The 23,884-nt window shown below is 61.8% G+C and carries 22 protein-coding genes; 14 read left to right on the top strand and 8 right to left on the bottom strand.

Annotation, left to right across the window (positions count from 1 at the left end; genetic code table 11):
• The first annotated feature begins 11 nt into the window (after positions 1-11).
• From ACSBQV_RS21635 to ACSBQV_RS21595, 9 genes are all read left to right on the top strand, one after another.
• Positions 12-920, top strand: coding sequence for a LysR family transcriptional regulator (locus ACSBQV_RS21635; protein WP_033645350.1), 909 nt, complete (start codon positions 12-14; stop codon positions 918-920).
• 267 nt (positions 921-1,187) lie between these two features.
• On the top strand, positions 1,188-1,625 hold the full coding sequence (uspA, locus tag ACSBQV_RS21630; RefSeq protein WP_004930988.1) for a universal stress protein UspA: 438 nt from the start codon (positions 1,188-1,190) through the stop codon (positions 1,623-1,625).
• A gap of 200 nt (positions 1,626-1,825) precedes the next feature.
• A complete protein-coding gene (gene gdhA, locus ACSBQV_RS21625) occupies positions 1,826-3,169 on the top strand; it encodes an NADP-specific glutamate dehydrogenase (RefSeq protein ID WP_016930438.1) in 1,344 nt (447 codons plus the stop codon).
• Between the two features lie 329 nt (positions 3,170-3,498).
• Positions 3,499-4,485, top strand: a complete 987-nt coding sequence (locus ACSBQV_RS21620) for an autoinducer 2 ABC transporter substrate-binding protein (RefSeq protein ID WP_033636379.1) — start codon at positions 3,499-3,501, stop codon at positions 4,483-4,485.
• Positions 4,486-4,590: 105 nt separating this feature from the next.
• Positions 4,591-6,090, top strand: coding sequence for a sugar ABC transporter ATP-binding protein (locus ACSBQV_RS21615; protein ID WP_028128101.1), 1,500 nt, complete (start codon positions 4,591-4,593; stop codon positions 6,088-6,090).
• Positions 6,083-7,072, top strand: coding sequence for an ABC transporter permease (locus ACSBQV_RS21610; protein WP_015379367.1), 990 nt, complete (start codon positions 6,083-6,085; stop codon positions 7,070-7,072). Before ACSBQV_RS21615 ends, ACSBQV_RS21610 begins: the two co-directional genes overlap by 8 nt.
• A gap of 1 nt (position 7,073) precedes the next feature.
• The gene (locus ACSBQV_RS21605) at positions 7,074-8,027 is read left to right on the top strand and encodes an ABC transporter permease (RefSeq protein WP_016930441.1); all 954 of its coding nucleotides are present in this window, start codon (positions 7,074-7,076) and stop codon (positions 8,025-8,027) included.
• 10 nt (positions 8,028-8,037) lie between these two features.
• Entirely contained in the window at positions 8,038-9,675 is a 1,638-nt protein-coding gene (locus ACSBQV_RS21600) for an FGGY-family carbohydrate kinase (protein ID WP_042785537.1), read from the top strand.
• Complete coding sequence (locus tag ACSBQV_RS21595) at positions 9,675-10,274, top strand: KpsF/GutQ family sugar-phosphate isomerase (RefSeq protein ID WP_099784602.1); 600 nt, start codon at positions 9,675-9,677, stop codon at positions 10,272-10,274. The genes ACSBQV_RS21600 and ACSBQV_RS21595 overlap by 1 nt, the downstream gene beginning before the upstream one ends.
• A 28-nt stretch (positions 10,275-10,302) precedes the next feature.
• Here ACSBQV_RS21595 and rsmJ read toward each other — a convergent pair whose 3' ends face one another.
• The 4 genes from rsmJ to ACSBQV_RS21575 form a co-directional block, all read right to left on the bottom strand.
• Positions 10,303-11,049, bottom strand: coding sequence for a 16S rRNA (guanine(1516)-N(2))-methyltransferase RsmJ (rsmJ, locus tag ACSBQV_RS21590; protein WP_099784600.1), 747 nt, complete (start codon positions 11,047-11,049; stop codon positions 10,303-10,305).
• 8 nt (positions 11,050-11,057) lie between these two features.
• Entirely contained in the window at positions 11,058-13,100 is a 2,043-nt protein-coding gene (gene prlC, locus ACSBQV_RS21585) for an oligopeptidase A (protein ID WP_033645356.1), read from the bottom strand.
• Positions 13,101-13,218: 118 nt separating this feature from the next.
• Positions 13,219-13,680, bottom strand: a complete 462-nt coding sequence (locus ACSBQV_RS21580; RefSeq protein WP_033651785.1) for an HIT family protein — start codon at positions 13,678-13,680, stop codon at positions 13,219-13,221.
• A 16-nt stretch (positions 13,681-13,696) separates the two neighbouring features.
• Complete coding sequence (locus ACSBQV_RS21575; RefSeq protein ID WP_072626786.1) at positions 13,697-14,101, bottom strand: ASCH domain-containing protein; 405 nt, start codon at positions 14,099-14,101, stop codon at positions 13,697-13,699.
• 134 nt (positions 14,102-14,235) lie between these two features.
• Here ACSBQV_RS21575 and ACSBQV_RS21570 point away from each other — a divergent pair, with 134 nt between their 5' ends.
• Positions 14,236-15,078 carry a 23S rRNA (adenine(2030)-N(6))-methyltransferase RlmJ gene (locus ACSBQV_RS21570; protein ID WP_033636386.1) on the top strand — a complete coding sequence of 281 codons (843 nt, stop codon included), beginning with the start codon at positions 14,236-14,238 and terminating at the stop codon, positions 15,076-15,078.
• A 130-nt stretch (positions 15,079-15,208) separates the two neighbouring features.
• Positions 15,209-16,561 carry a glutathione-disulfide reductase gene (gene gorA, locus ACSBQV_RS21565; RefSeq protein ID WP_047026523.1) on the top strand — a complete coding sequence of 451 codons (1,353 nt, stop codon included), beginning with the start codon at positions 15,209-15,211 and terminating at the stop codon, positions 16,559-16,561.
• Between the two features lie 77 nt (positions 16,562-16,638).
• Here the strand turns inward: gorA and ACSBQV_RS21560 are convergent, their stop codons facing one another.
• From ACSBQV_RS21560 to ACSBQV_RS21550, 3 genes are all read right to left on the bottom strand, one after another.
• Entirely contained in the window at positions 16,639-17,157 is a 519-nt protein-coding gene (locus ACSBQV_RS21560) for a DinB family protein (RefSeq protein ID WP_099784598.1), read from the bottom strand.
• Between the two features lie 67 nt (positions 17,158-17,224).
• Positions 17,225-18,076: a PhzF family phenazine biosynthesis protein gene (locus ACSBQV_RS21555; protein ID WP_099784596.1), complete on the bottom strand. Its 852-nt coding sequence runs from the start codon at positions 18,074-18,076 to the stop codon at positions 17,225-17,227.
• Positions 18,077-18,106: 30 nt separating this feature from the next.
• Positions 18,107-18,739: a LysE family translocator gene (locus ACSBQV_RS21550; RefSeq protein WP_099784594.1), complete on the bottom strand. Its 633-nt coding sequence runs from the start codon at positions 18,737-18,739 to the stop codon at positions 18,107-18,109.
• A 149-nt stretch (positions 18,740-18,888) separates the two neighbouring features.
• Between ACSBQV_RS21550 and ACSBQV_RS21545 the strand changes: the two genes are divergently transcribed.
• From ACSBQV_RS21545 to ACSBQV_RS21535, 3 genes are all read left to right on the top strand, one after another.
• On the top strand, positions 18,889-20,256 hold the full coding sequence (locus tag ACSBQV_RS21545) for a PLP-dependent aminotransferase family protein (RefSeq protein ID WP_099784592.1): 1,368 nt from the start codon (positions 18,889-18,891) through the stop codon (positions 20,254-20,256).
• A 140-nt stretch (positions 20,257-20,396) separates the two neighbouring features.
• A complete protein-coding gene (locus tag ACSBQV_RS21540; protein WP_033645359.1) occupies positions 20,397-20,891 on the top strand; it encodes a molybdopterin-dependent oxidoreductase in 495 nt (164 codons plus the stop codon).
• Positions 20,888-22,672, top strand: coding sequence for an ATP-binding response regulator (locus ACSBQV_RS21535; RefSeq protein WP_099784590.1), 1,785 nt, complete (start codon positions 20,888-20,890; stop codon positions 22,670-22,672). The genes ACSBQV_RS21540 and ACSBQV_RS21535 overlap by 4 nt, the downstream gene beginning before the upstream one ends.
• On the opposite strand, the gene ACSBQV_RS21530 is transcribed toward ACSBQV_RS21535, so the two are convergent.
• Positions 22,662-23,513: a helix-turn-helix domain-containing protein gene (locus tag ACSBQV_RS21530; RefSeq protein ID WP_099784587.1), complete on the bottom strand. Its 852-nt coding sequence runs from the start codon at positions 23,511-23,513 to the stop codon at positions 22,662-22,664. The genes ACSBQV_RS21535 and ACSBQV_RS21530 overlap by 11 nt on opposite strands.
• Between the last annotated feature and the right edge of the window lie 371 nt (positions 23,514-23,884).

The following is a 23,884-nucleotide window of genomic DNA, read 5'->3' as shown; positions in this document are numbered from 1 at the left end:
AGGTCAACGAGATGGACAGATTCAATCAATACCGCGTATTCGTGCAGGTGGCGGAGATGGGCAGCTTTATCCGGGCGGCCCATGCTCTGGAGGTGCCGCGCGCCTCGGTGTCCGCCGCCGTTCAGCAACTGGAAACGCAGCTGGGCGTGCGCCTGCTGCACCGCACCACACGGCAAGTGCGGCTGACCGCCGACGGCGAACAGCTGCTCGAACGGCTGCGCCCGCTGCTGGCCGAGGTGGAAGATATCGATCAGTCGTTTCAGGCCAGCCAACGGCAGGCCTCCGGGCGGCTCAGCGTCGATGTGCCGAGCCGCATCGCCCGTCGGCTGATCGCGCCGGCGCTGCCCAGCCTGCTGCGGCGCCACCCTCATCTGCAGCTGGTGCTCGGCTCCGCCGATCGCGCCATCGATCTGGTGCAGGAAGGGGTCGACTGCGCGGTGCGCGTCGGCGATCTGCACGACAGCAGCCTGGTGATGCGCCCACTCGGCCATATCGCGCTGATCAACTGCGCCAGCCCCGCCTACCTGAGCGAATTCGGCCATCCTCTTCATCCCGCCGATCTCGCCGAGGGGCACTGGAGCATCGGCTACGCCTCGCCCAGAACCGGCCGCGAATCCCCCTGGGAATACCTGACCGGCGACGGCCACACCCAGCGGCTCGACTTGCCCAGCCGGGTGGTGGTCAACAACGCCGAAAGCTATATCGCCTGCTGCCGCGCCGGGCTGGGATTGATGCAAATCCCGCGCTACGACGTGCAACACCTGCTCGACGCCGGTGAACTGGTGGAAGTCCTGCCCGGTTACCGCGCCGCCTCCATGCCGATCGCCCTGATCTACCCCCATCGCCGCCAGCGTTCCCGCCGTTTGGCGGTGTTTCATGAGTGGTTTGAAAGCCTGCTACAACCGCATCTGGAGCGCTGATTGCACATTTAGCGCTATACTTTGTTTAATAACGCTTATAATTCAAGCGGTCAGACCGTTAAAACCCGCATAACCCTTAGGCTTTTTCGCCGCGCGGGTGTACAACGAAAGGTATCGTGCGCAGAGATTTTCGATGCGGCGCAGTGTGATCGCCCCAACATATCATTGCGTTATCCGAATGATACTATGGAACCAAAAGCGCCAGGCGGGTACACGGAACGCCTGCTAACCCTTTTTAATCGGCATGTTTATGGAAGGAGTATTCTTATGGCTTACAAACACATATTGATCGCGGTAGACCTATCCCCGGAAAGCAAGATCCTGGTAGAAAAAGCCGTCTCTATGGCGCGGCCGTATAACGCCAAAGTTTCTCTGATCCACGTCGATGTCAACTATTCCGATCTCTATACTGGCCTTATCGACGTCAATCTCGGCGACATGCAAAAGCGCATCTCTGAAGAAACTCACCAGGCGCTGACCGAGCTGTCGCAAAACGCCGGCTACCCGATCACCGAGACCCTGAGCGGCAGCGGCGATCTGGCGCAGGTGCTGGTGGACGCCATCAAGAAATACGACATGGACCTGGTGCTGTGCGGCCACCACCAGGACTTCTGGAGCAAGCTGATGTCTTCCGCTCGCCAGCTGATCAATACCGTGCACATCGATATGCTGATCGTGCCGCTGCGCGACGAAGAAGACGAATAAAGTAAGCGCTTGCTAACTTAACTGCCCAACGCCCGCGCCCTGCGGGCGTTTTTCATGCCGCCACGCCGATTAATCGCTTGATAATCAACCGCCCTCCGATGATATAGTCGCTAAAGACACAACATCCTCCCCCGGGCATCACCTATACCCAAATCTATAAGAAATAGCGGGGGAAAATTTAATGCTAAAAGGAGTTATCCATGGAATATGCCGTATCGGTAGAGTCTTTCCTGTCCTCGTTACAGCGCCATAACCCCCACCAGCCGGAATATCTGCAGGCCGTGCGCGAAGTGTTCACCTCGCTGTGGCCATTTATCGAGCGCAACCCGCGCTATCGCGAACAGGCGCTGCTGGAGCGCCTGGTGGAGCCCGAGCGCATCATTCAGTTCCGCGTCAGCTGGGTGGACGATCGCGGCCAGGTGCAGGTCAATCGCGCCTTTCGCGTCCAGTTCAACTCGGCCATCGGCCCCTACAAGGGCGGCATGCGCTTCCACCCGTCGGTAAACCTGTCGATCCTGAAGTTCCTCGGCTTTGAGCAGACCTTCAAGAATGCGCTGACCACCCTGCCGATGGGCGGCGGCAAAGGCGGCTCCGATTTCGATCCGAAAGGCAAAAGTCAGGGCGAGATCATGCGTTTTTGCCAGGCGCTGATGACCGAGCTGTATCGCCACTTGGGCCCGGACACCGACGTGCCGGCCGGCGACATCGGCGTCGGCGGCCGTGAAGTCGGCTTTATGGCCGGCATGATGAAGAAACTGTCCAACAACACCGCCTGCGTGTTTACCGGCAAAGGGCTCTCCTTCGGCGGCAGCCTGATCCGCCCCGAGGCGACCGGCTACGGCCTGGTGTACTTTACCGACGCCATGCTGCAGCGCCACGGCCTGGGCTTTGAGGGGATGCGGGTGGCGGTGTCCGGCTCCGGCAACGTGGCGCAGTACACCATCGAGAAAGCGTTGGAGCTGGACGCGCGCGTGATCACCGTGTCGGATTCCGGCGGCACTCTGGTGGACGAAGACGGCTTCACCACCGAGAAGCTGGCGCACCTGGCGGAGATCAAAAACCAGCGCTACGGCCGGGTGGCGGACTACGCCCGCGAACGCGGCCTGACCTACCTGGCGGGCCAGCAGCCGTGGAGCGTGCCGGTGGATATCGCCCTGCCGTGCGCCACCCAGAACGAACTGGATCTCGAGGCGGCGCAGACGTTGATCCGCAACGGGGTGAAAGCGGTGGCGGAAGGCGCCAACATGCCGACCACCATCCAGGCCACCGACGCCTTCCTCGACGCCGGGGTGCTGTTCGCGCCCGGCAAGGCGGCCAACGCCGGCGGCGTGGCCACCTCGGGGCTGGAGATGGCGCAAAACGCCGCGCGCATCGGCTGGCGGGCGGAAAAAGTGGATGTACGTTTACAACATATCATGGCGGATATTCACCATGCCTGCGTGGAATACGGCGGCGAGGGCAAGCAAACCCACTATGTACACGGCGCGAATATCGCCGGTTTCGTCAAGGTCGCGGAGGCGATGCTGGCCCAGGGCGTGCTGTAATCGGGCGCAAAGGTGATCTTGTTCACACATCGATTAAATGCTTCAATGCCGGCGCCTTCGCCGGCATTTTTTTCCGCGTCCAAGCCATCAACATGATGCACATACGTTAATTAAAGGTTAATAAAAAGTTATTTATAGCCGTTTAATTGGTAGTAAATTTACCACCGCCAAATAATTAAACATTTATTTAACACTAAATACGCCAGTATTTTATTTAAATGTGCACAGATCACATTTAATTAACTTCGGCTACGCTCCCTCTTCCATTCCTTTGTAATCTGCAGCGGTGGAAAAACCGCCACCCCTACAGATAAAAAAAGGTACAGCTAATGAAATTTAACCTCGCATTATTAAATGCATGTGTGGTTTCTGCGTGCATGTTATCGACAACACCTGTGTTCGCCGCTGATAAATATGAGATTGCCGTGGTCGCCAAAGTGACTGGCATTCCGTGGTTCAACCGCATGGAAGTGGGCGTCAACGAAGCGGCGAAAAAACTCGACGTCAACGCTTACCAGACCGGCCCGTCTACGCCGGATCCGGCCGCGCAGGTCAAGGTGATTGAGGATCTGATCGCCAAGAACGTCAACGCCATCATCGTGGTGCCGAACGACGCCAAGGTGCTGGAGCCGGTGCTGAAAAAAGCGCGCGACAAAGGCATCGTGGTGCTGACCCATGAATCCCCGGACCAGCAGATCGGCCAGTGGGACATCGAAACCATCGACAGCGAGAAATACGCGCAGGCCAACGTCGATGAGCTGGCGAAAGACATGGGCGGCAAAGGCGGCTACGCGATCTACGTCGGCTCGCTGACTGTGCCGCTGCACAACGCCTGGGCCGATTCCGCCATCAAATACCAGAAAGAAAAATACCCGGACATGTTTGAAGTCACCTCGCGCTTGCCGGTGGCGGAAAGCATCGACAAATCCTACGCCACCACGCTGGATCTGATGAAAACCTATCCGCAAATGAAGGGCATCATCGGCTTCGGTTCGCTCGGCCCGATCGGCGCCGGCCAGGCGGTGGCCAAGAAACGCGCCAAGGACAAAATCGCGGTGGTGGGCATCGCCATGCCGGCGCAGGCCGCTCCTTACCTGATGCGCGGCGACATCAAGAAAGCGCTGCTGTGGGATCCGAAAGACGCCGGTTATGCGCTGGTGACGGTGGCCGACCAGCTGCTGCAGGGCAAAGAAGTGAATAAGGACCTGTCGATCGAGGGCCTCGGCAAAGCCGACGTCGATATGGAACACAAAGTGATTCGGTTTAATAAGATTTTGGAAGTGACCAAAGACAACGCCCAATCGCTCGGATTCTGATTTTTCGCGTAATTTCGCCACACCGGGAAAGTAGTTAAACCCTCGTAGGGGCGCAGCGTTGCTGCGCCCAGGGCTTCGGCCGCTACGCAAGCACAGGTTAACGTTATGACAGCCTCCCCCGCATTTATCACCCTGGAGAATATCAGCAAGCGATTCCCAGGCGTGCTGGCATTAGACCAGATCAACCTGACGCTGAATAAAGGCGAAGTGCACTGCCTGGCCGGACAAAACGGCTGCGGCAAAAGCACCATCATTAAAATCATCTCCGGCGTCTATCAGCCGGAAAAAGGCGCCAATATTTCGCTGGAAGGCAAACTCTTCCACGCCCTGACGCCGCAGCTGTCCGGTTATTACGGCATACAGGTGATCTACCAGGACCTGTCGCTGTTCCCTAACCTGACGGTAGCGGAAAACATCGCCATCCACCGTTACCTGCCCGGCGGCCACTTCTGGGTGCGCAAGCGGGTGATGCGCCAGACGGCGCTGGACGCCATGGCGCGGGTCGGCGTACACATCGATCCCGATAAAAAAGTGGAAAAACTGTCGATCGCCGATCGGCAGCTGGTGGCGATTTGCCGCGCCATCGCCGCCGAAGCGCGCTTGGTTATCATGGACGAACCGACCGCCTCGCTGACCCGCCAGGAAGTCGACGGCCTGCTGCGGGTGGTCAACGAGCTGAAAGCAGCCGGCATCTGCGTGGTGTTCGTCAGCCACAGATTGGATGAAGTGATGGAAGTCGCCGATCGCATCAGCGTGATGCGCGACGGCAAGCTGGTGGGCACCTGGCCGGCCAGCGAACTGGACAGCCATGAACTGGCGTTCCTGATGACCGGCCAACGCTTCCATTACAGCCCGCTGCCCCCGCTGCCGCCGGCCGAACAGGCGCCGCTGCTCGAGGTGCGCAACCTCAGCCGCGGCGAAAAATACCGCAACGTCAATCTGGCGCTGCGCGGCGGCGAGATCGTCTCTATCGTCGGCCTGCTCGGTGCCGGCCGCACCGAACTGTGCCTCAGCCTGTTCGGCATGACGCGGCCGGACAGCGGCGAAATCCGCATCGAGGGCCGGGCGGTGCAGCTGCACAACAACCGCGAAGCGGTGCGCCACGGCATCGGCTATGTGTCGGAGGATCGTCTGACGCAGGGATTGATCATGGAGCAATCGATCTACGACAACACCATCGTCACCGTCTTCGATCGGCTGCATACCTCGCTCGGGCTGCTGGATCACGCCAAGGCGACCGAGCTGGTTAACCGGCTGATCCGCGATTTGAACATCAAGGTGTCCGACAGCGCATTGCCGGTGAAAACCCTGTCCGGCGGCAACGCCCAGCGCATCGCCATCGCCAAATGGGTCGCGACCCAGCCGAAGATCCTGATCCTCGACTCGCCCACCGTCGGCGTCGACATCGCCAACAAAGAGGGGATCTATCAGATCGCCCGCGATCTGGCGCAGCTGGGCATGGCGGTGCTGATGATCTGCGACGAGATCCCGGAAGCCTATTACAACAGCCATCGGGTGATGGTGATGCGCAAAGGCGAGCTGATCGCCGAATTCGCGCCGCACCAGAGTACCGAACAACAGATCGCCGAGGTGGTGAATGGATAAGTCATTATTGGCCCGCCTGGCCGGGCGGCACGAGTTTTATCTCGGCCTGCTGGTGCTGCTGCTGGCGATCGGCCTGAGCGCCGGCACCGATGAGTTTCTGACGCTCGGCAACCTGACCGACGTCGCCACCAGCTACGCCATTCTCGGCATCCTGGCCTGCGGGCTGTTCGTGGTGCTGATCGCCGGCGGCATCGACATATCGTTCCCGGCGGTCACCGCCATCGCGCAGTATGTGATGGCCAGCTGGGTGATCCAGCACGGCGGCAGCTTCCCGCTGGCGTTCGCCCTGGCGATTGGCGTCGGCCTGCTGCTCGGGCTGGTGAACGGTTTCCTGGTGTACTGGCTGAAGGTGCCGGCGATCATCATCACCATCGCCACCCTTAACCTGTTCTACGGCCTGCTGGTGTACGCCACCAACGGCACCTGGCTGTACGGCTTCCCGGACTGGTTCATGAACGGCATCAACTGGTTCTCGTTCCAGGGCGCCGACGGTTACGACTACGGCCTGACGCTGCCGCTGCTGTGCCTGCTGGCGACCATCGTCGTCACCGGCGTGCTGATGAACCGCACCCGGCTGGGGCGCCAGATCTACGCCATGGGCGGCAACCGCGACGCGGCGTCGCGCCTGGGGTTGAACCTGCTGCGGCTGCACTTCTGCGTCTACGGCTATATGGGCATTCTGGCCGGCGTCGCGGCGGTGGTGCAGGCGCAGATCACCCAGTCGGTGGCGCCCAACTCGCTGCTCGGCTTCGAGCTGACGGTATTGGCGGCGGTGGTGCTGGGCGGCACCAGCATGAGCGGCGGCCGCGGATCGTTGACCGGCACCCTGCTCGGCGTGGTGCTGCTGGCCTTCCTGCAAAACGGGCTGACGCTGCTCAGCGTCTCGGCCTATTGGCACCAGGTATTCAGCGGCGCGATCATTTTGATCAGCATCAGCACCACCGCCTGGAACGAAAAACGCAAGCTGCTCAAGGAGATTTGACATGACGCAGTTAACTCGGTTGATCCCAAACGATCGGATCATTCGCCTGCAGGGCGCGATCATCATCGCGGTGGCGCTGCTGTTCGCCGGGCTGCTCGGATCGCGCTTCTTCAGCCTCGGCAACTTCCAGTCGATCGCCTCGCAGCTGCCGATCCTCGGCCTGCTGGCGCTCGGCATGGGCATCACCATGCTGACCGGCGGCATCAACCTGTCGATCATCGCCGGCGCCAACGCCTGTTCACTGGTGATGGCGGCGATCATCGTCAGCCATCCCGACCAGCCGCTGTTCCTGGCGCTGGCGCTGTTGGCCGGCCTGCTGGTGGCGGTGGCGATCGGCGCGCTCAACGGCGCGCTGGTAGCCTGGATAGGCGTCTCGCCCATCCTCGCCTCGCTCGGCACCATGACCCTGATCACCGGCCTGAATATTCTGCTGTCCAACGGCGCGGTGATCTCCGGCTTCCCGGCGGCGATTCAATTTCTCGGCAACGGCGCCGTGCTCGGCGTGCCGGTGGCGCTGATCCTGTTCCTGCTGGTGGCGGTGGGTCTGTGGCTGCTGCTGGAGCACACCACGCTGGGGCGCAGCCTGTACCTGATCGGCTCCAACGAGCAGGCCACCCGCTTCAGCGGCGTGAACACCGCGCGGGTGCAGATCGCGGTGTATATCCTGTCGGCGCTGCTCGGCTGGGGCGCCGCGCTGCTGATGATGGCCAAGTTCAACTCGGCCAAGGCCGGCTACGGCGAATCTTATCTGCTGGTGACCATTCTGGCCTCGGTGCTGGGCGGCATTAACCCGGACGGCGGCTTCGGCCGCATTCTGGGGCTGGTGCTGGCGCTGATCGTGCTGCAAATGTTGGAAAGCGGCCTCAATTTGCTGGGGGTCAGCAGCTACCTGACCATGGCTCTGTGGGGCGGCGTGCTGATCCTGTTTATCGCGTTACAGAATCGAAAAGCCTGAGGAGAAAATAATGGCGAGCTATTTTATTGGCGTAGATGTGGGCACCGGAAGCGCGCGCGCAGGCGTATTCGATCTCAATGGCCGCATGGTCGGCCAGGCCAGCCGGGCCATCGATCTGTACCGGCCGAAGGCGGATTTCGTCGAGCAGTCGTCGGATAACATCTGGCAGGCGGTGTGCAATGCGGTGCGCGACGCGGTCAACCAGGCCGACATCAACCCGATCCAGGTCAAAGGGCTGGGCTTCGACGCCACCTGTTCGCTGGTGGTGCTGGATAAAGAAGGCAAACCGCTGACCGTCAGCCCCTCCGGCCGCACCGAGCAGAACATCATCGTGTGGATGGATCACCGGGCGATCGCCCAGGCCGAGCGCATCAACGCCACCAAACACCGGGTGCTGGACTTCGTTGGCGGCATCATTTCGCCGGAGATGCAGACGCCGAAACTGCTGTGGCTGAAGCAACACATGCCCACCACCTGGGCCAACGCCGGTTACCTGTTCGATCTGCCGGACTTCCTCACCTGGCGCGCCACCCAGGACGCCACCCGCTCGCTGTGCTCGACGGTGTGCAAGTGGACCTATCTCGGCCACGAGCAGCGTTGGGACAAGAGCTACTTCCAGCAGATCGGGCTGGAAGACGTGCTTGAACACGACGCCGCCAAGATCGGCAGCGACGTTAAAATGATGGGCGAGCCGCTGGGCCACGGCCTGACTCAGCGCGCCGCCAGCGAGATGGGCCTGATCGCCGGCACGGCGGTGAGCGTATCGATCATCGACGCCCACGCCGGCACCCTCGGCACGCTGGGCGCCACCGGCGTCTCCGGCGAGGTGGCCGACTTCAACCGCCGCGTCGCGCTGATCGGCGGCACCTCCACCGGCCATATGGCGATGTCGCGCACCGCGCGCTTTATCGGCGGCGTCTGGGGGCCGTATTATTCGGCGATCCTGCCGGAATACTGGTTGAACGAAGGCGGCCAGTCCGCCACCGGCGCGCTGATCGACCACGTCATCCAGTCGCACCCGTGCTATCAGGATCTGCTGGCGCAGGCGAAAACTCAGGGCCAGACCATCTATGAGGTGCTGAACGCCATTCTGCGCCGCATGGCCGGCGAGCCGGAGAACATCGCCTTCCTGACGCAGGACATTCACATGCTGCCGTACTTCCACGGCAACCGCTCGCCGCGCGCCAACCCGACGCTGACCGGCATCCTGACCGGGCTGAAGCTGTCGCGCACGCCGGAGGACATGGCGCTGCACTACCTGGCCACCATTCAGGCCATCGCGCTCGGCACCCGCCACATCATCGAAACCATGAACCACAGCGGCTACAGCATCGACACCATCATGGCCAGCGGCGGCGGCACCAAGAACCCGATCTTCGTGCAGGAGCACGCCAACGCCACCGGTTGCGCCATGCTGCTGCCGGAGGAGAGCGAAGCGATGCTGCTGGGCGGCGCGATGATGGGCACCGTGGCGGCCGGCGTGTTCGACACCCTGCCGGAGGCGATGAGCGCCATGAGCCGCATCGGCAAGACGGTGACGCCGCAGACCAACCAGATAAAAAGCTACTACGATCGCAAATACCGGGTGTTCCACGAGCTGTACAACGACCACATGAAATACCGCCGGTTGATGCAGGAGGAGGCGTGATGCAGCAAGAGTGGCGGCAGGCCGTGCAGGGCTGGCAAACCTACAGCCAGGAGCTGGCGCAGCTGAGCGAGCGCCTCGACGCGCGCACCTGGCAACGGCTGCTGGCGCTGCTGGCCGACTGCCGCGGTAAAATCGCCGTCACCGGCGTCGGCACCTCGGGGATTGCGGCGCGCAAGATAGCCCATATGCTGGCCTGCGTGGAGCGGCCGGCGGTCTACCTCGACGCCACCGGCGCGGCGCACGGCGATCTGGGTTTTCTGCGCGCCGACGATCTGCTAATCCTGATCTCGCGCGGCGGCAATTCCGACGAGCTGACCCGCCTGCTGCCGACGCTGCAGGCCAAGGGGGTGACGCTGATCGCGGTGACGGAAAACCCGCATTCCGCCATCGCGCAGGCGGCGCAGCTGACGATCGCCACCGGGGTGCAAAAGGAGATAGATCCGCTGAACATGCTGGCCACCACCTCAATTGTGCTGGTGTTGGCGATCTTCGACGCCGCCTGCGCCTGCCTGATGACGCGCAGCGGTTACGATAAGGACACCTTGCTGGCGGTGCATCCGGGCGGCGGCGTGGGGAAAAGTTTGCGGGAGGAAAACTGAGGGCCCGACACCGCGGGCCCGGCAGACATTACAGCGGCATGTAGATGTCGAAACGGTGGCTTTTGGTCAGCGTGGCGGCGTGCGCCGGCACGTCGGCCAGCGGCGGCGCGTAGTCCGGGCGTTTCACCACCACGCGCTTGGTCGCCAAACGGCGCGCCGGTTCCAGCAGGCCGTCGGCGTCATCGTCGCTGCCCACCAGCGATTGGAACACCCGCATCTCTTTCTTCACCAGCGCGCTTTTCTGCTTGTGCGGGAACATCGGATCGAGATACACCACCTCGGGGCGCGGGCTGAGATCCGCCAGCGCCGTCAGGCTGGAGGCGTGCAGCAGCGTCAGGCGCTCGCGCAGCCACGGGCCGATTTCCGCATCCTGATAGCCGCGCTGCAGGCCGTCGTCCAGCAACGCCGCCACCACCGGATTGCGCTCCAGCATCCGCACCCGGCAGCCCAGCGCCGCCAGCACGAAGGCGTCGCGCCCCAGCCCAGCGGTGGCGTCCACCACGTCCGGCAGGTAGCTGCCCTTGATGCCGACCGCCTTGGCCACCGCCTCGCCGCGGCCGCCGCCGAAACGGCGCCGGTGCGCCATGGCGCCGGTGACGAAATCGACGTAGATCCCGCCGAGCTTCGGCTCGTCGCGCTTGCGCAGCTCCAGCCGCTGCGGGGTCAGTACCAGCGCCATCGGCGCGTCGTCGTCGGACGTCAGCCGCCAGCGCTGCGCCAAAACAGACAAGGCGCCTGGATCGGCGCCTGCTTCACACAATAAACACACGCTCACGTGTCGGGTTATCCTTTAATGCCGTAATGGCGCAGCATAGCATCCAGCTGCGGCTCGCGGCCACGGAAGCGTTTGAACAGCGCCATCGGCTCTTCCGAACCGCCGCGCGACAGGATGTTGTCGAGGAAGGATTTGCCGGTCTCGGCGTTGAAAATCCCCTCTTCTTCGAAGCGCGAGTAGGCGTCGGCCGACAGCACTTCCGCCCACAGGTAGCTGTAGTAACCCGCCGCGTAGCCGCCGGCGAAGATGTGGCTGAAGGCGTGCGGGAAGCGGCCCCAGCTTGGCGAAGGCACCACCGCCACCATTTTCTTCACTTCCGCCAGCGTCGGCAGGATCTGCGCGCCTTTCTCCGGGCTGTATTCGAAGTGCATGCGGAAATCGAACAGACCGAACTCCAGCTGGCGCAGAATGAACAGCGCTGCCTGGTAATTCTTGGCCGCCAGCAGCTTGTCGAGCATAGCCTTCGGCAGCGGCTCGCCGCTCTGGTAGTGGCCGGAGATAAACGCCAGCGCTTCCGGCTCCCAGCACCAGTTTTCCATAAACTGGCTCGGCAGCTCGACCGCATCCCACGGCACCCCGTTGATGCCGGAGACGCCGGCGGTATCGATCTGCGTCAGCATGTGGTGCAGACCGTGGCCGAACTCGTGGAACAGCGTAGTCACTTCGTTATGGGTGAACAACGCCGGCTGGTCGCCCAGCGGGCGGTTGAAGTTGCAGGTCAGGTAAGCGACCGGTTTTTGCAGCGTGCCGTCGGCCTTGCGCAGGCTGCCGACGCAGTCGTCCATCCAGGCGCCGCCGCGTTTGTTTTCGCGGGCGTACAGATCGAGGTAGAAGCTGCCGCGCAGCTCGCCGTCGGCGTCGAACAGATCGAAGAAGCGCACGTCCGGATGCCAGGTATCCACGTCTTTACGCTCTTTGGCGGTGATGCCGTAGATGCGTTTCACCACTTCGAACAGCCCTTCCACCACACGCTGTTCCGGGAAGTACGGGCGCAGCTGCTCGTCGCTGATGGAGAACAGGTGCTGCTTCTGTTTTTCGCCGTAATAGGTGATGTCCCAGGCGTCGAGCTCGTCCACGCCATAGTGCTGTTTGGCGAAGGCGCGCAGCTGCGCCAGCTCCTGCTCGGCCTGCGGGCGGGCGCGCTTGGCCAGATCGCTCAGGAAGCCAATCACCTGCTCCGGGCTTTCCGCCATCTTGGTCGCCAGCGACTTGTCGGCGTAGGTGTCAAAGCCCAGCAGCTGAGCCAGCTCATGGCGCAGCGCCAGCGTTTCCGCCATCACTTCGCTGTTATCCCATTTGCCGGCGTTCGGCCCCTGATCGGAGGCGCGGGTGGCGAAGGCGCGGTACATCTCTTCGCGCAGCGCGCGGTTGTCGGCGTAGGTCAGCACCGGCAGGTAGCTCGGCATGTCCAGCGTCAGCAGCCAGCCGTCCTGCTCTTTGGCCTGCGCCATCGCCTGGGCCTGCGCCAGGGCGCTTTCCGGCAGGCCGCTCAGCTCGGCTTCGTCGGTAATCAGTTTGCTCCAGCCCATGGTGGCGTCGAGCACGTTATTGCTGTAGGTAGAGCCCAGTTCGGACAGGCGCGCGACGATCTCGCCGTAGCGCTGCTGTTTGTCCGCCGACAGGCCGATGCCCGACAGCTCGAAATCGCGCAGCGCGTTGTCCACCGCCTTGCGCTGCGGCACGCTCAGCGTCTCGAACGCCGCGCCCTCTTTCAGGCTGCGGTAGGCCTGGTACAGCCCTTCGTGCTGGCCGACCCAGGTGCCGTACTCGGACAGCAGCGGCAGCGCCTGCTCATAGGCGGCGCGCAGCTCCGGGCTGTTTTTCACCGAGTTCAGGTGCCCGATCGGCGACCAGATGCGCGACAGGCGATCGTCCGACTCCGCCAACGGCTGACACAGATTGTCCCAGGTGAACGGCCCCGGCTGCGCGACCACGCGCTCTACCGCGGCGCGGCAGTCCGCCAGCGCGGATTGCACCGCAGGCACGATATCTTCAGGGCGGATCGCCGAGAACGGCGGCAGGGAAAACGGGGTCAGCAACGGATTTGTCATAGGGCAGTCCTGATTAGCGTTGGGGCCCGCCGCGAGGGCGAGCCTTAAAATGCGTATGAATCTCTAACATGGAGCCGGGCAACAGGAAAATCAATGCCCGGCGTTGATCGTTCGTGCCTTAAACGGCGCATTGGCGAATGCGGGCGGCCAGCGCCGCCAGCTGTTCGTCGTCGGCGCGCGCGGCGTCGTGGGAGGAAATGTAGCCTTCGTAACGCGTGAAAAACTTCGGCGAGGTCGATTCGATCGGCCGCCACTGCTCCAGCGACGCAGTGCCGTGCAGCGGGATCAGTTTGGCGTGCACATGGTCGACGCCGTAGCCCTCGAACACCATGCCGCAGCGGCCGACGTCGTCGAACGCGCGATCCAGCTGCTTTGCTACCCGCTTGGTCGCCAGCATCAGCGCGCTCAACACCTCGTCCGGCAGGTCAAACGCGTAGCTCGGGTGGTGCGCCTTGGGGATCACCACGCTGAAGCCGTCGGTGTTGGGAAAGATGGACAGGAACGCCAGATGGTCGTCGTCTTCCCAGATTTTATGGCACGGCGCCTTGCCCGCCACGATGTCGCAAAAAATGCAGCTCATCCTTTCTCCTTGTGATTCACAGCGTTTCAACCCGTTCGAATTCTTCGAATACCAGCCACATGTCCGGCGCAAAGCTCCCCTCGCGGGTAAAGAATGCCTGATGCCCCTCGCGCCAAAATGCCAGGCTTTTGTCGCCTTCGCCCTCTTTGGCCGCCATCTCGGCGGTCACCTGGTCGTAGCGCACCAGGCGCAGCGCCAGGGTTCTGATCACGCAGGCCGGTTCGCCGCGGCCATCAAGAACGATGCTGTAATCGCCGATCCTCGGGGTTTGTTCCCGACGATAGCTCGCATAGGAACTGCAGGTGGCGGTTTTATCCCCGCTCAACACCAACCCCAGCAGTTCGTCGGCTAACACGGGGCCGTCGCCGAACGCCCAGCGCGCCGCGTCGGGGTAATTCGCCAAAATCGCCTGTTTGCTCATCGTCCTGTCCCTTTCTGTGCGCGTCTGCAGTAACGGAGTCCGGTTTTTCCCGGCCAGACAGTTTATACTGTGCAGATTATAAGCCTTATTGCATTGAATGCTCCGTCTGCGAGCACAAGGAACCGCCACCCGTCATGTTAAGTTATCGCCACAGTTTCCACGCCGGCAACCACGCCGACGTGCTCAAACACACCGTTCAGAGCCTGATCATCGAGTCGCTGAAGGAAAAAGAGAAGCCGTTCCTGTATCTGGATACCCACTCGGGCGCGGGCCGTTATCAGCTCAGCGGCGAACACGCCGAGCGCACCGGCGAATACCTGGAAGGCATCGGCTTGCTGTGGCAACGCGACGATCTGCCCGAGGAGCTGGCGGCCTACATGAGCGTGGTGCACAACTTCAACCGTTCCGGCACGCTGCGCTACTATCCCGGTTCGCCGCTGATCGCCCGCCAGCTGCTGCGCCCGCAGGATAAAATTCACCTGACCGAGCTGCACCCGAGCGATTACCCGCTGCTGCGCAGCGAGTTCCAGAAAGACGAGCGCGCCAAAGTGCAGCGCGCCGACGGCTATCAGCAGCTGAAATCCCAGCTGCCGCCACCGTCGCGCCGCGGCCTGATCCTGATGGACCCGCCGTATGAAATGAAGACCGATTACCAGGACGTGGTCAAAGGCATTCAGGAAGGCTACAAGCGTTTCGCCACCGGCACCTACGCGCTGTGGTATCCGGTGGTGATGCGCCAGCAGATCAAACGCATGCTGCGCGATCTGGAAGCCACCGGCATTCGCCGCATCCTGCAGATCGAGCTGGCAGTGAAACCCGACAGCGATCAGCGCGGCATGACCGCCTCCGGCATGATCGTCATCAACCCGCCGTGGAAGCTGGAACAGCAGATGAAAAACGTGCTGCCGTGGCTGCACAAGGTGCTGGTGCCGTCGGGCATCGGCCACCATCTGGTCAACTGGGTGGTACCGGAATAATCCCCGGCAGGGCGCGCTTTGCCGCGCCCTGCGTCCGCCTATCGCAGCCATCGACGCAATCTTTGCGACAAACCCCGGTCAGGCGTTAAACTCTTACCCTCTTCAAATTCACAACTCATGGAAATCCCAGATGACGAAACATTACGATTATCTAGCAATTGGCGGCGGCAGCGGCGGTATCGCATCGATCAACCGGGCAGCCATGTACGGCCAAAAGTGTGCGCTGATTGAAGCCAAAGAGCTGGGCGGCACCTGTGTAAACGTGGGTTGTGTACCGAAAAAAGTCATGTGGCACGCGGCGCAGATCGCCGAGGCCATCCATCAGTACGGCCCGGACTACGGCTTCGACACCACCGTCAACGCCTTCGACTGGAAAAAGCTGGTCGCCAACCGCACCGCCTATATCGACCGCATCCACAACTCCTACGATAACGTGCTGGGCAAGAACAAGGTTGACGTGATCAAAGGGTTCGCGCGCTTCGTGGATGCGCACACCGTGGAAGTGAACGGCGAAATCATCACCGCCGATCACATCCTGATCGCCACCGGCGGCCGCCCGAGCCATCCGGCTATTCCGGGCGCGGAATACGGTATCGACTCCGACGGCTTCTTTGAGCTGGACGCCATGCCGAAACGCGTCGCCGTGGTGGGCGCCGGCTATATCGCCGTGGAGATCGCCGGCGTGCTGAACGCGCTGGGCGCGGAAACACACCTGTTCGTGCGCAAGCACGCGCCGCTGCGCACCTTCGATCCGATGATCGTCGACACCCTGGTGGAAGTGATGAACACCGAGGGGCCGAGCCTGCACACCGAATCGGTGCCGAAAGCGATCGTCAAGAACGCCGATGGCAGCCTGACGCTGCAGCTGGAAAACGGCAAGGCATTCACTGTCGACTGCCTGATTTGGGCCATCGGCCGCGAACCGGCGACCGACAACCTGAACCTCGGCGTGACCGGGGTGAAAACCAATGAGAAAGGCTACATCGACGTCGATAAGTTCCAGAACACCAACGTCAAAGGCATCTACGCGGTGGGCGACAACACCGGCGCGGTAGAGCTGACCCCGGTCGCCGTGGCCGCCGGCCGCCGCCTGTCCGAGCGCCTGTTCAACAACAAGCCGGACGAGCACCTGGACTACAGCAACATCGCCACCGTGGTGTTCAGCCACCCGCCGATCGGCACCGTCGGCCTGACCGAGCCGGAAGCCATCGAGAAATTCGGCGCGGACAACGTGAAGGTGTACAAGTCCTCCTTCACCGCCATGTACAGCGCCGTGACGCAGCACCGCCAGCCGTGCCGCATGAAGCTGGTGTGCGCGGGTAAAGAAGAGAAAATCGTCGGCCTGCACGGCATCGGCTTCGGCATGGACGAGATCCTGCAGGGCTTCGCGGTGGCGGTGAAGATGGGCGCCACCAAGAAGGACTTCGACAACACCGTGGCTATCCACCCGACTGCGGCGGAAGAGTTCGTCACCATGCGCTGAGGCGCAACTTCGCCGGGTTCCGGCGCGTAACAGGCCAGGCGCGAAAGCGTCTGGCTTTTTTATTTATCTCGCTCGCCTCACGGCGCCCGGCGGTAATGATCGCGCAGAAACACCGGCAAATCGTTCGCCGGTGAAGCAAAGGGCACCTGATAGAGCATATCGCCGACAAAACCGCGATGATAGGTCGCGTGGTTGACGACATGCAGCACGATTTCCTGCCGCGTCATCCGGCCTTCCCCCCCGCCGACGAACGCGAAATGCACCACCTGCGCCAGCGCCTCCGGCGACCAGCTGTCCACCTGTTCGATATACCAGCGATCCATCGCCTCCACCGCTCGCCGCAAGTCGTCAAGCGCCGGTGTCCGCTCGGTGTTGCGCGCCGTATAGCCGTGCTTGCGGCCTTGCAGATGGTGTCTGAAGATATCGTCCACCACGTACACGTGATTCAGAGTGTGCACCATATTGCCGAAACGGGTCGGGCGCGGCCGCAGCGCTTCGCCCTCCGGCAAGGCCGCCACGCAGTCAAAGGTCAAGGCATTCGCCCAGGCTTTGTAACGCACCAGCATTTTCAAGGTATCGATGGCCGTTGCAGACATACTGTTCACTCCTTATCGGATGAAAATCGAGATTCCGTTCAGCCGCACGCGGGTGCGGCGGCGCGTGCTACGCCGTGCCAATCCCATGCAGCCGACCTTCGACCTGAGTGCGCGTATTGCCGCCCACCCAAATCCGGCCGCTCTCGTCGCGGGTGACATGCACGCGCCCGTTGCGCCCACGACAGCGGCCCTGAGCGGCGATATAGCCGCCGCTGACCACGCCGCTTGCAAACAGCCACTGAGCCAGCGAGGCATTGAGGCTGCCGGTGACCGGATCTTCGACGATAGCGCCAAGGTGATCGCTCAAAAAAGCGCGAACTTCGAAGGCTGCGTCACCATCGGCATGTGGGCCGACGACGCCAATGTCCACTCTGCACGGCCAGCTTCTCGCCGGCGTCAGGGAAAGCACCCGTTCGGCGCTGGCCAGCCGGATCCCCAGCCACCCCGGACCGTTATCGATCCAGGCGGCATCGAGCGCCTCCTCAGGCGCGATCCCCAAAAACCGCAGCGCGTCGGCCAACGCCGCTTCTGAGGGCGCCCCGGAGCGAATCAACGGCGGCGCGGCAAAACACAGCCGTCCGGCCTCGCGGCGAATGCTCACCAAGCCCGCCCCGCACTCCTGGATGATCTCCGCCTCATTGCGCGGCATCCCCTCCGCAGTGAGCCAGGCATGACAACTGCCCAGCGTCGGGTGCCCGGCAAACGGCATTTCACGATCCAGCGTGAATATCCGCACCCGGTAATCCGCCTGGGGATGCGTCGGCGGCAGCAAAAAGGCCGTCTCCGACAGGTTGAACCAACGCGTCAAGCGCTGCATGTCCTCCGTCGACAACGCTCCGGCGCCCGTGATCACCGCCAACGGATTGCCGGCGAGCGGCCCGGCGCCAAAGACATCCACCATCTGCATGCCAAAAACCATCGCTTCTCTCCTCAGGTTAACGCCGGGCGTTCATGACCCCCGCGATATCAACAGCTCCAGGCCCGCCAAAGCGAACAGCAGCGCAAGCATTCCTTCAATCCAGCGCCTCACCCGGGTGTAAAACGCGATCATCGGCGCCGTTGAGAACAGCAGGGCATAACCCCCGAAAATCGTCACGCCGAGCAGCGCGCAGCCGCCGATAATCGCCGGTAAAACGTCTTCAGGCGCGCCTTGCCGCAATCCCAGCGACATGATCGCCATCCAGGACATGATGGCCTTGGGATTGCCGAGGTGCATCAGCACGCCCTGCCGATAAAGCGCCCGATAAGGCCGCGCATCGCGCCCTGCGGCCATGCCCGGCGTCGCGGCGGACGTCCGTAACGCCGACTTTCCGGCGCGCAGCGCCAGATACAGCATATACACGCCGCCAACGATTTTGATGGCCCACAGCGCCTGCGCATATGTGGCCAACACGGCGGAAAGGCCGGTCGCCGCCAACATCGCCCAGCACAGCGATCCGGTCATCACGCCGGCGGCCAGCACCAATGCGGGCCTGCGGCCTTCACGCATCGCCACGCCCATGATCGCCATGTTGCTGGGGCCGGGGCTGGCGGTAGCGAGGAGATAGGCGCCGTAAACCAACGCAAGCTGACTGACCATCATGGAAAAATCCCCTCTGTCGCCCCTGCGGGCGGACCGTTGCCGCAGTGGGTAAACGCCTGACACCAACATAATGTGTGTTACACTTTTCGCCTATTTAAATAGTGTCACGTGACACTATATTCTTTATATTCTTTCTCCGGAGTGCGACCATGCGGCTTCAATCCCCCTGGCAACCCCGCCTGGCCAACGTGGAAGCCACTACCGTCGAACGGCTGGTGCTGGCGTTGGCTGACGATATTATCGAGGGCAAGCTGCAAGGGGGCGATCGTTTGCCGGCTCACCGTCCCCTCGCCTGGCAATTGGCGATCGGTCTGGGCACGGTGACCAAAGCCTACGCCATCCTGGAACGACGCGGGCTGGTCCGCAGCGTGAAGGGGCGCGGGATGTTCGTGGCGATCCGCCGCGCCCGTGAAGAACGTGAAATCGATCTCTCGTCCAATGTGCCGCCGGCGATGCTGACTGACCGTTTGCTGGCGCGCACGCTGGCCGGCATCGCACGGAAAATGGATGCGGATCATCTGAACCTCTATTCCCCTCCGACCGGGCACTTGGAACATCGGCGTCTGTTGGCGCGCTGGCTGGAAAACGCCGGCGTCACGATCGATCCGTCGCATCTGGCGCTGACCAGCAATGCCCGTCAGGCGATTTCGCTGGCGTTTGACCTGGCCTGCGGGCCACGCGGCACGATACTGACCGAGAGGCTGACCTACCCCGGCGCGATCGCGCTGGCCCGACGTAAAGGCCATCGCCTGATCAGCGTGGAGATCGATGCGCAAGGCATGGTGCCGCAGGCGCTGGCGAGCGCACTCGAGCGTGTCTCCTCCGGCCATACCGCAGTCTATCTGACGCCGACGCTGCATAACCCGACGACCGCCACCATGAGCGCCGAGCGCAGGCAGGCTATCGTCGAGATATGCCGGCGGGCGAATGTCTGGATCATCGAGGATGGCGTCTACGCGCTGGGTCACTCTGCGGCGCCTGCGCTCGCGGCTTTAGCGCCCGAGCGGGTGTTCCATGTCAACGGTTTGTCGAAAACGCTCGGCCCCGGATTGCGGATCGGCATGCTCACGCTGCCGCCCGGTGCGCGCAAGGCCGCGGAGGAAGCTTTGCAGGAGATTCCCTTCGCCCCGTCGCCACTGTCTTGCGCGGTGGTAGAGGAGTGGCTGTCCAGCGGCGTGCTCGCCTCAGTGCCTCAGGCCCTGCGTCACGAGGCGCAACGCAGAGCGCAACTGGCCGCCTCTTTGCTCGGCACCCACCCATGCGTGCATCACCCCGACGCCTACCATGTCTGGCTGCCGATGCCGCGTGAGGCCGCCGAACGCCTGGCCGCCGCCGCCGCGTTGGCGGGCGTTAAAGTGACGCCACCGGCCGCGGTCATGGTCAATGGCGGCGAAAGTGAGTCGGGCATTCGCTTGTGCCTGGGCTCCCCCTCGCTCGCCATGCTGACGGAAGGCCTGACTCAGCTGGCGGGGCTGTTGGAAGATAGCCGGATGGCTGACGAATCGGGGGACGAGTGAGGCACATGACGCGATCGGGCCGACGGGTCTTTTTGTGCTCTTCACCATTCTCTTCGCACCCGCCCGCTTTTTCTGCCATTATTCTGCCTGATAAATTAGCGGGACTGATACAAACCTCCCCGCGCCTCTGGAGAACGCCGATGCTGTTCAAACTATGCAAAACCCTTGCGATGGCCTGCGTGGCCCTGATTATCGCCCAGAGCAGCGCGCTCAGCTTTACCCTGGAAGTGGCGGGCAAGATCGACAACGTGACCGATCCGGTCAAAAAAAGCTATCTGTTCACCGATAAACAGCTGTTGGCGATGCCGGTGCACAGCATCACGACCTCCACCTCCTGGACGCCGCAGAGGAAGTTTGAAGGGATTTCGGTGGCCGACATCCTGGAGCGCGTCGGCGCCAAGGGCGAGACGCTGACCTTCTACGCGCTGAACGATTATTACATCGACGTGCCGTTGTCCGACGTCAAGAAGTACAACATGATCCTGGCCTACAAGATGGACGGGGAGATGCTGAAGCTCAGAAACTTCGGCCCGCTGTTCCTGGTTTATCCGCGTGACGCCGCCGGGCCTGAGCTGAACTCGCCGTTGTACAACTCGCGCTTTATCTGGCAAGTCGACAGGATCGTGATCAAATGAAGCTGACGACCTTTAAGAACGGCAGCAGGCTGGCGATACCGGCCATCTTCGCCGCGCTGTTTCTGGTGGCTTCGACCGTCACGCTCTATTACTACAGCGCCACCCTGTCGAAGAAAGGGCTGTATGCCATCGCCGGCACGCAGGAGAACTACTCTTGGTCGATCGCCAAGTTCTCCATCAAGCTGGCGGAATTCGACACGTTCGTCGAGCAGCAGAGCCATGCGCCGCAGGTGGACAACGACAACCTGCGGCTGCGGTTCGAAATCCTCTATTCGCGCTTTTACGTGCTGGAAACCGTCTCCGAATCCACGCAACCGCTGTACGCCGAGCCGGGCTACCCGGAAGTGGTCAAGCAGATGCGCCTGCAGATGGATCGCATCGATAAACTGCTGGATAACCCGAAAATCGACTTCAATCAGGTTTTCGCGGCCATGAGGGCCATTAAGCCTTACGCCATCGAAATGGCCAACCTGACCGACCACGCCGAGGTGAAGCAGCGCACCGCCGCCTATGAGGACTACATCGAGAAACGGCACATCATTTTCTATGGGCTGGTGATTGTCATGTTCTCGGTGATCGCGCTGATCGCCATCACCCTGATCGTGTTCCGTCAGCAGCGGCTGACCATTCGCCAGCAGGCCAAGGCGATCGAGGCGGAGAAAGCGACCCGCACCAAAAATGCCTTCCTCGGCGCCATCGGCCACGAGCTGCGCACCTCATTGCAGAGCGTGATGTCGGCCATCGACGTGCTGGTGAATACCCGGGTATCGGCGGAGCATGCGGACACCTTCCAGCGGCTGGAGACCGCCGCGCAGCAGATCGAAAGCCAGATGAAAGATCTGACCGACTACGCGCACCTCGACAGCGGCATGATGGAGCTGCGCATCGTGCCGTTCGACGCGCAGAAGCTGATCGCGGAGACCGCCAACGAAATCGCTACTTTGACCCGCAAAGAGCAGGTCAAGCTAAGCTGTGAGGTGGAGTGCAGCCACCTGTTGGTGCATTCCGACCCGCTGCGCATCCGGCAGATTATCGTCAACCTGCTGACCAACGCCTACAAATACACCGAAAGCGGCAGCATTACGCTGCACAGCTGTCTACGCCGTCAACCCGGCGGCAGTTCGCTGATTATCGAAGTGACCGACACCGGCATCGGTATCGAAAAAGACCAGCTCGATCAGATCTTCAAACCCTTTACCCAGTTGGATCAGTCGCATACCAAGCAATATGCCGGCGTGGGGATGGGGTTGGCGATCGTGCACGGCCTGGTGACGCTGCTCGACGGCACCATCACGGTGTACAGCGAAATCAAGAAGGGCAGCACCTTTATCGTCAGTATTCCGGTGCAGATCAGTGAAGAAGAACGCGCCGACGAGCCCGCCGCCGCCAATACCTCTCTGCAGCAGAAACCGCAGCAGGTGCTGGTGGTGGATGACAACAAGTCGGTGGGTGACGCCTTTGCGGCGTTGCTGGATAAGCTGGGTTACCAGCACGAACTGTGCGACTCGCCGGAGCGCGCGCTGCAGAAACTGCTCAGACGCCCTTACGACGCGCTGTTGCTGGATCTGCAGATGCCGGGCATCGACGGCGCCGCCCTGGCCAGGCAGCTGCGCAATCGTCGCGGCCCCAACCGCCATGTGCCGATCATCGGCATCAGCGCCTACACGCCGGAGCAACTCACGGCGGATCAGCGTGCGCTGTTCGACAACTACCTGATGAAGCCGGTTCGGCTGGATGCGCTGTCGAACGCGCTGGCCGAGGTGTTCCCCGCTAAAGATTAAAACAGCGTTGCAGTGCGGCTTCGATCACATGGAGCCGCACCGGTTTTTCATAAGGGCCGAGCACATCGTACTCGCGCATCGCCTGAGCGATTTCCGATTCGCGTCGATCGGTGCCCAGCTCACCGGTCAGCACCAGTACCGGCGCGTCCGGGTTGTCGGAGGCGCGGATGGTGGCGATACAGCGATCCGCCGTTTCTTCACCGATCAGCCAGTCCACCACGTAACCGTCGAACAGGCTTTGCTGCAACGCCTGACAGAAGCTGTCGACGTCGTAAAACGCCACCGCGTTGAAACCGCAGCCGCCAAGATACTTGGCCAACTCATCGGCCGCCTGATGCGAATCGTCCAATACCGCAATGCTCAGACGCTCGTCGTCGCCATAGCCGGGCCGGATTTCGATCAGTTCGACGCTATAACGCGGCCCTGCCGGCGCCTCATCGGCGCGATAGATATGCCATTGCCCCTCGATGCGCAGCGCCACAAATTCCGCCGGCCGCCCGGCGGGAAGCTCGTCGCCGATGTGCCCGACGCAAGGCATCGCGACCCCTGCCACAAAAAAGATGGCATCGCGCGCCATGTTCGGTTCGGCCGCCTCGTGTTCGGCGCTCAAATCGGCGATCGCCGCCGGCGTTTCTCCGAGCGCGGCCGCGACGCTGTTGATCTGTTCCAGCGTCCAGGGGCTTTGCCCTTTCAATTTGCGGTGCGCATGTGAAAAACTCAGATCCAAGATGCGGCTGAGCTCTCGGGCATGCTGACGTTTTCCAATCCCGTAATGTAAAAACAGCTCTCTGACCCGATTGGCAATCGACTGTGAATCGAATTTTTGGTGATTGTTATCCATTTGTTCCTTCGATTTTTTTTACTGATTTATCAGTCGTTTTGATTATTTCTGCTGAAAAAGCCACATCTAAAACTAGCATCCCATGCAATTATGCGTTAAAAACGTTGCTTGACATACCATGTTGCATCGTCAAACATGGTATCAAAAGAGACATACAGCAATACACTATAAAAAAACAACACCAGCACGTTTTTTAATAATAACCATAGTAACACCAGGGAAAATTTGTTCCGTTGCCGCTACTGAGACGATGTCCACATCGCTCGGACTGCATAAGCAAAACGGGGCTTGAGCCTTTAGCGCTAATCTGTTTTACCCACTTTTGAGCCGGGATCCGTCAGGGTCCCGGTTTTTTATTGTCCTGACGCCGC

The sequence above is a fragment of the Serratia sp. B501 genome (genome assembly GCF_051172315.1).
Classification (GTDB): domain Bacteria; phylum Pseudomonadota; class Gammaproteobacteria; order Enterobacterales; family Enterobacteriaceae; genus Serratia; species Serratia ureilytica.
This window is presented reverse-complemented; position numbering and strand designations above follow the sequence as displayed.

Coding starts and splice junctions, on each gene's coding strand:
- ACSBQV_RS21605 (WP_016930441.1), top strand. CDS start 7,074: ATGACGCAGTTAACTCGGTTGATCCCAAACGATCGGATCATTCGCCTG.
- ACSBQV_RS21545 (WP_099784592.1), top strand. CDS start 18,889: ATGCGGCTTCAATCCCCCTGGCAACCCCGCCTGGCCAACGTGGAAGCC.
- ACSBQV_RS21555 (WP_099784596.1), bottom strand. CDS start 18,076: ATGGTTTTTGGCATGCAGATGGTGGATGTCTTTGGCGCCGGGCCGCTC.
- ACSBQV_RS21635 (WP_033645350.1), top strand. CDS start 12: ATGGACAGATTCAATCAATACCGCGTATTCGTGCAGGTGGCGGAGATG.
- ACSBQV_RS21615 (WP_028128101.1), top strand. CDS start 4,591: ATGACAGCCTCCCCCGCATTTATCACCCTGGAGAATATCAGCAAGCGA.
- ACSBQV_RS21560 (WP_099784598.1), bottom strand. CDS start 17,157: ATGTCTGCAACGGCCATCGATACCTTGAAAATGCTGGTGCGTTACAAA.
- ACSBQV_RS21620 (WP_033636379.1), top strand. CDS start 3,499: ATGAAATTTAACCTCGCATTATTAAATGCATGTGTGGTTTCTGCGTGC.
- ACSBQV_RS21540 (WP_033645359.1), top strand. CDS start 20,397: ATGCTGTTCAAACTATGCAAAACCCTTGCGATGGCCTGCGTGGCCCTG.
- uspA (WP_004930988.1), top strand. CDS start 1,188: ATGGCTTACAAACACATATTGATCGCGGTAGACCTATCCCCGGAAAGC.
- gdhA (WP_016930438.1), top strand. CDS start 1,826: ATGGAATATGCCGTATCGGTAGAGTCTTTCCTGTCCTCGTTACAGCGC.
- ACSBQV_RS21530 (WP_099784587.1), bottom strand. CDS start 23,513: ATGGATAACAATCACCAAAAATTCGATTCACAGTCGATTGCCAATCGG.
- ACSBQV_RS21550 (WP_099784594.1), bottom strand. CDS start 18,739: ATGATGGTCAGTCAGCTTGCGTTGGTTTACGGCGCCTATCTCCTCGCT.
- ACSBQV_RS21595 (WP_099784602.1), top strand. CDS start 9,675: ATGCAGCAAGAGTGGCGGCAGGCCGTGCAGGGCTGGCAAACCTACAGC.
- gorA (WP_047026523.1), top strand. CDS start 15,209: ATGACGAAACATTACGATTATCTAGCAATTGGCGGCGGCAGCGGCGGT.
- ACSBQV_RS21600 (WP_042785537.1), top strand. CDS start 8,038: ATGGCGAGCTATTTTATTGGCGTAGATGTGGGCACCGGAAGCGCGCGC.
- ACSBQV_RS21580 (WP_033651785.1), bottom strand. CDS start 13,680: ATGAGCTGCATTTTTTGCGACATCGTGGCGGGCAAGGCGCCGTGCCAT.
- ACSBQV_RS21535 (WP_099784590.1), top strand. CDS start 20,888: ATGAAGCTGACGACCTTTAAGAACGGCAGCAGGCTGGCGATACCGGCC.
- ACSBQV_RS21575 (WP_072626786.1), bottom strand. CDS start 14,101: ATGAGCAAACAGGCGATTTTGGCGAATTACCCCGACGCGGCGCGCTGG.
- ACSBQV_RS21610 (WP_015379367.1), top strand. CDS start 6,083: ATGGATAAGTCATTATTGGCCCGCCTGGCCGGGCGGCACGAGTTTTAT.
- ACSBQV_RS21570 (WP_033636386.1), top strand. CDS start 14,236: ATGTTAAGTTATCGCCACAGTTTCCACGCCGGCAACCACGCCGACGTG.
- prlC (WP_033645356.1), bottom strand. CDS start 13,100: ATGACAAATCCGTTGCTGACCCCGTTTTCCCTGCCGCCGTTCTCGGCG.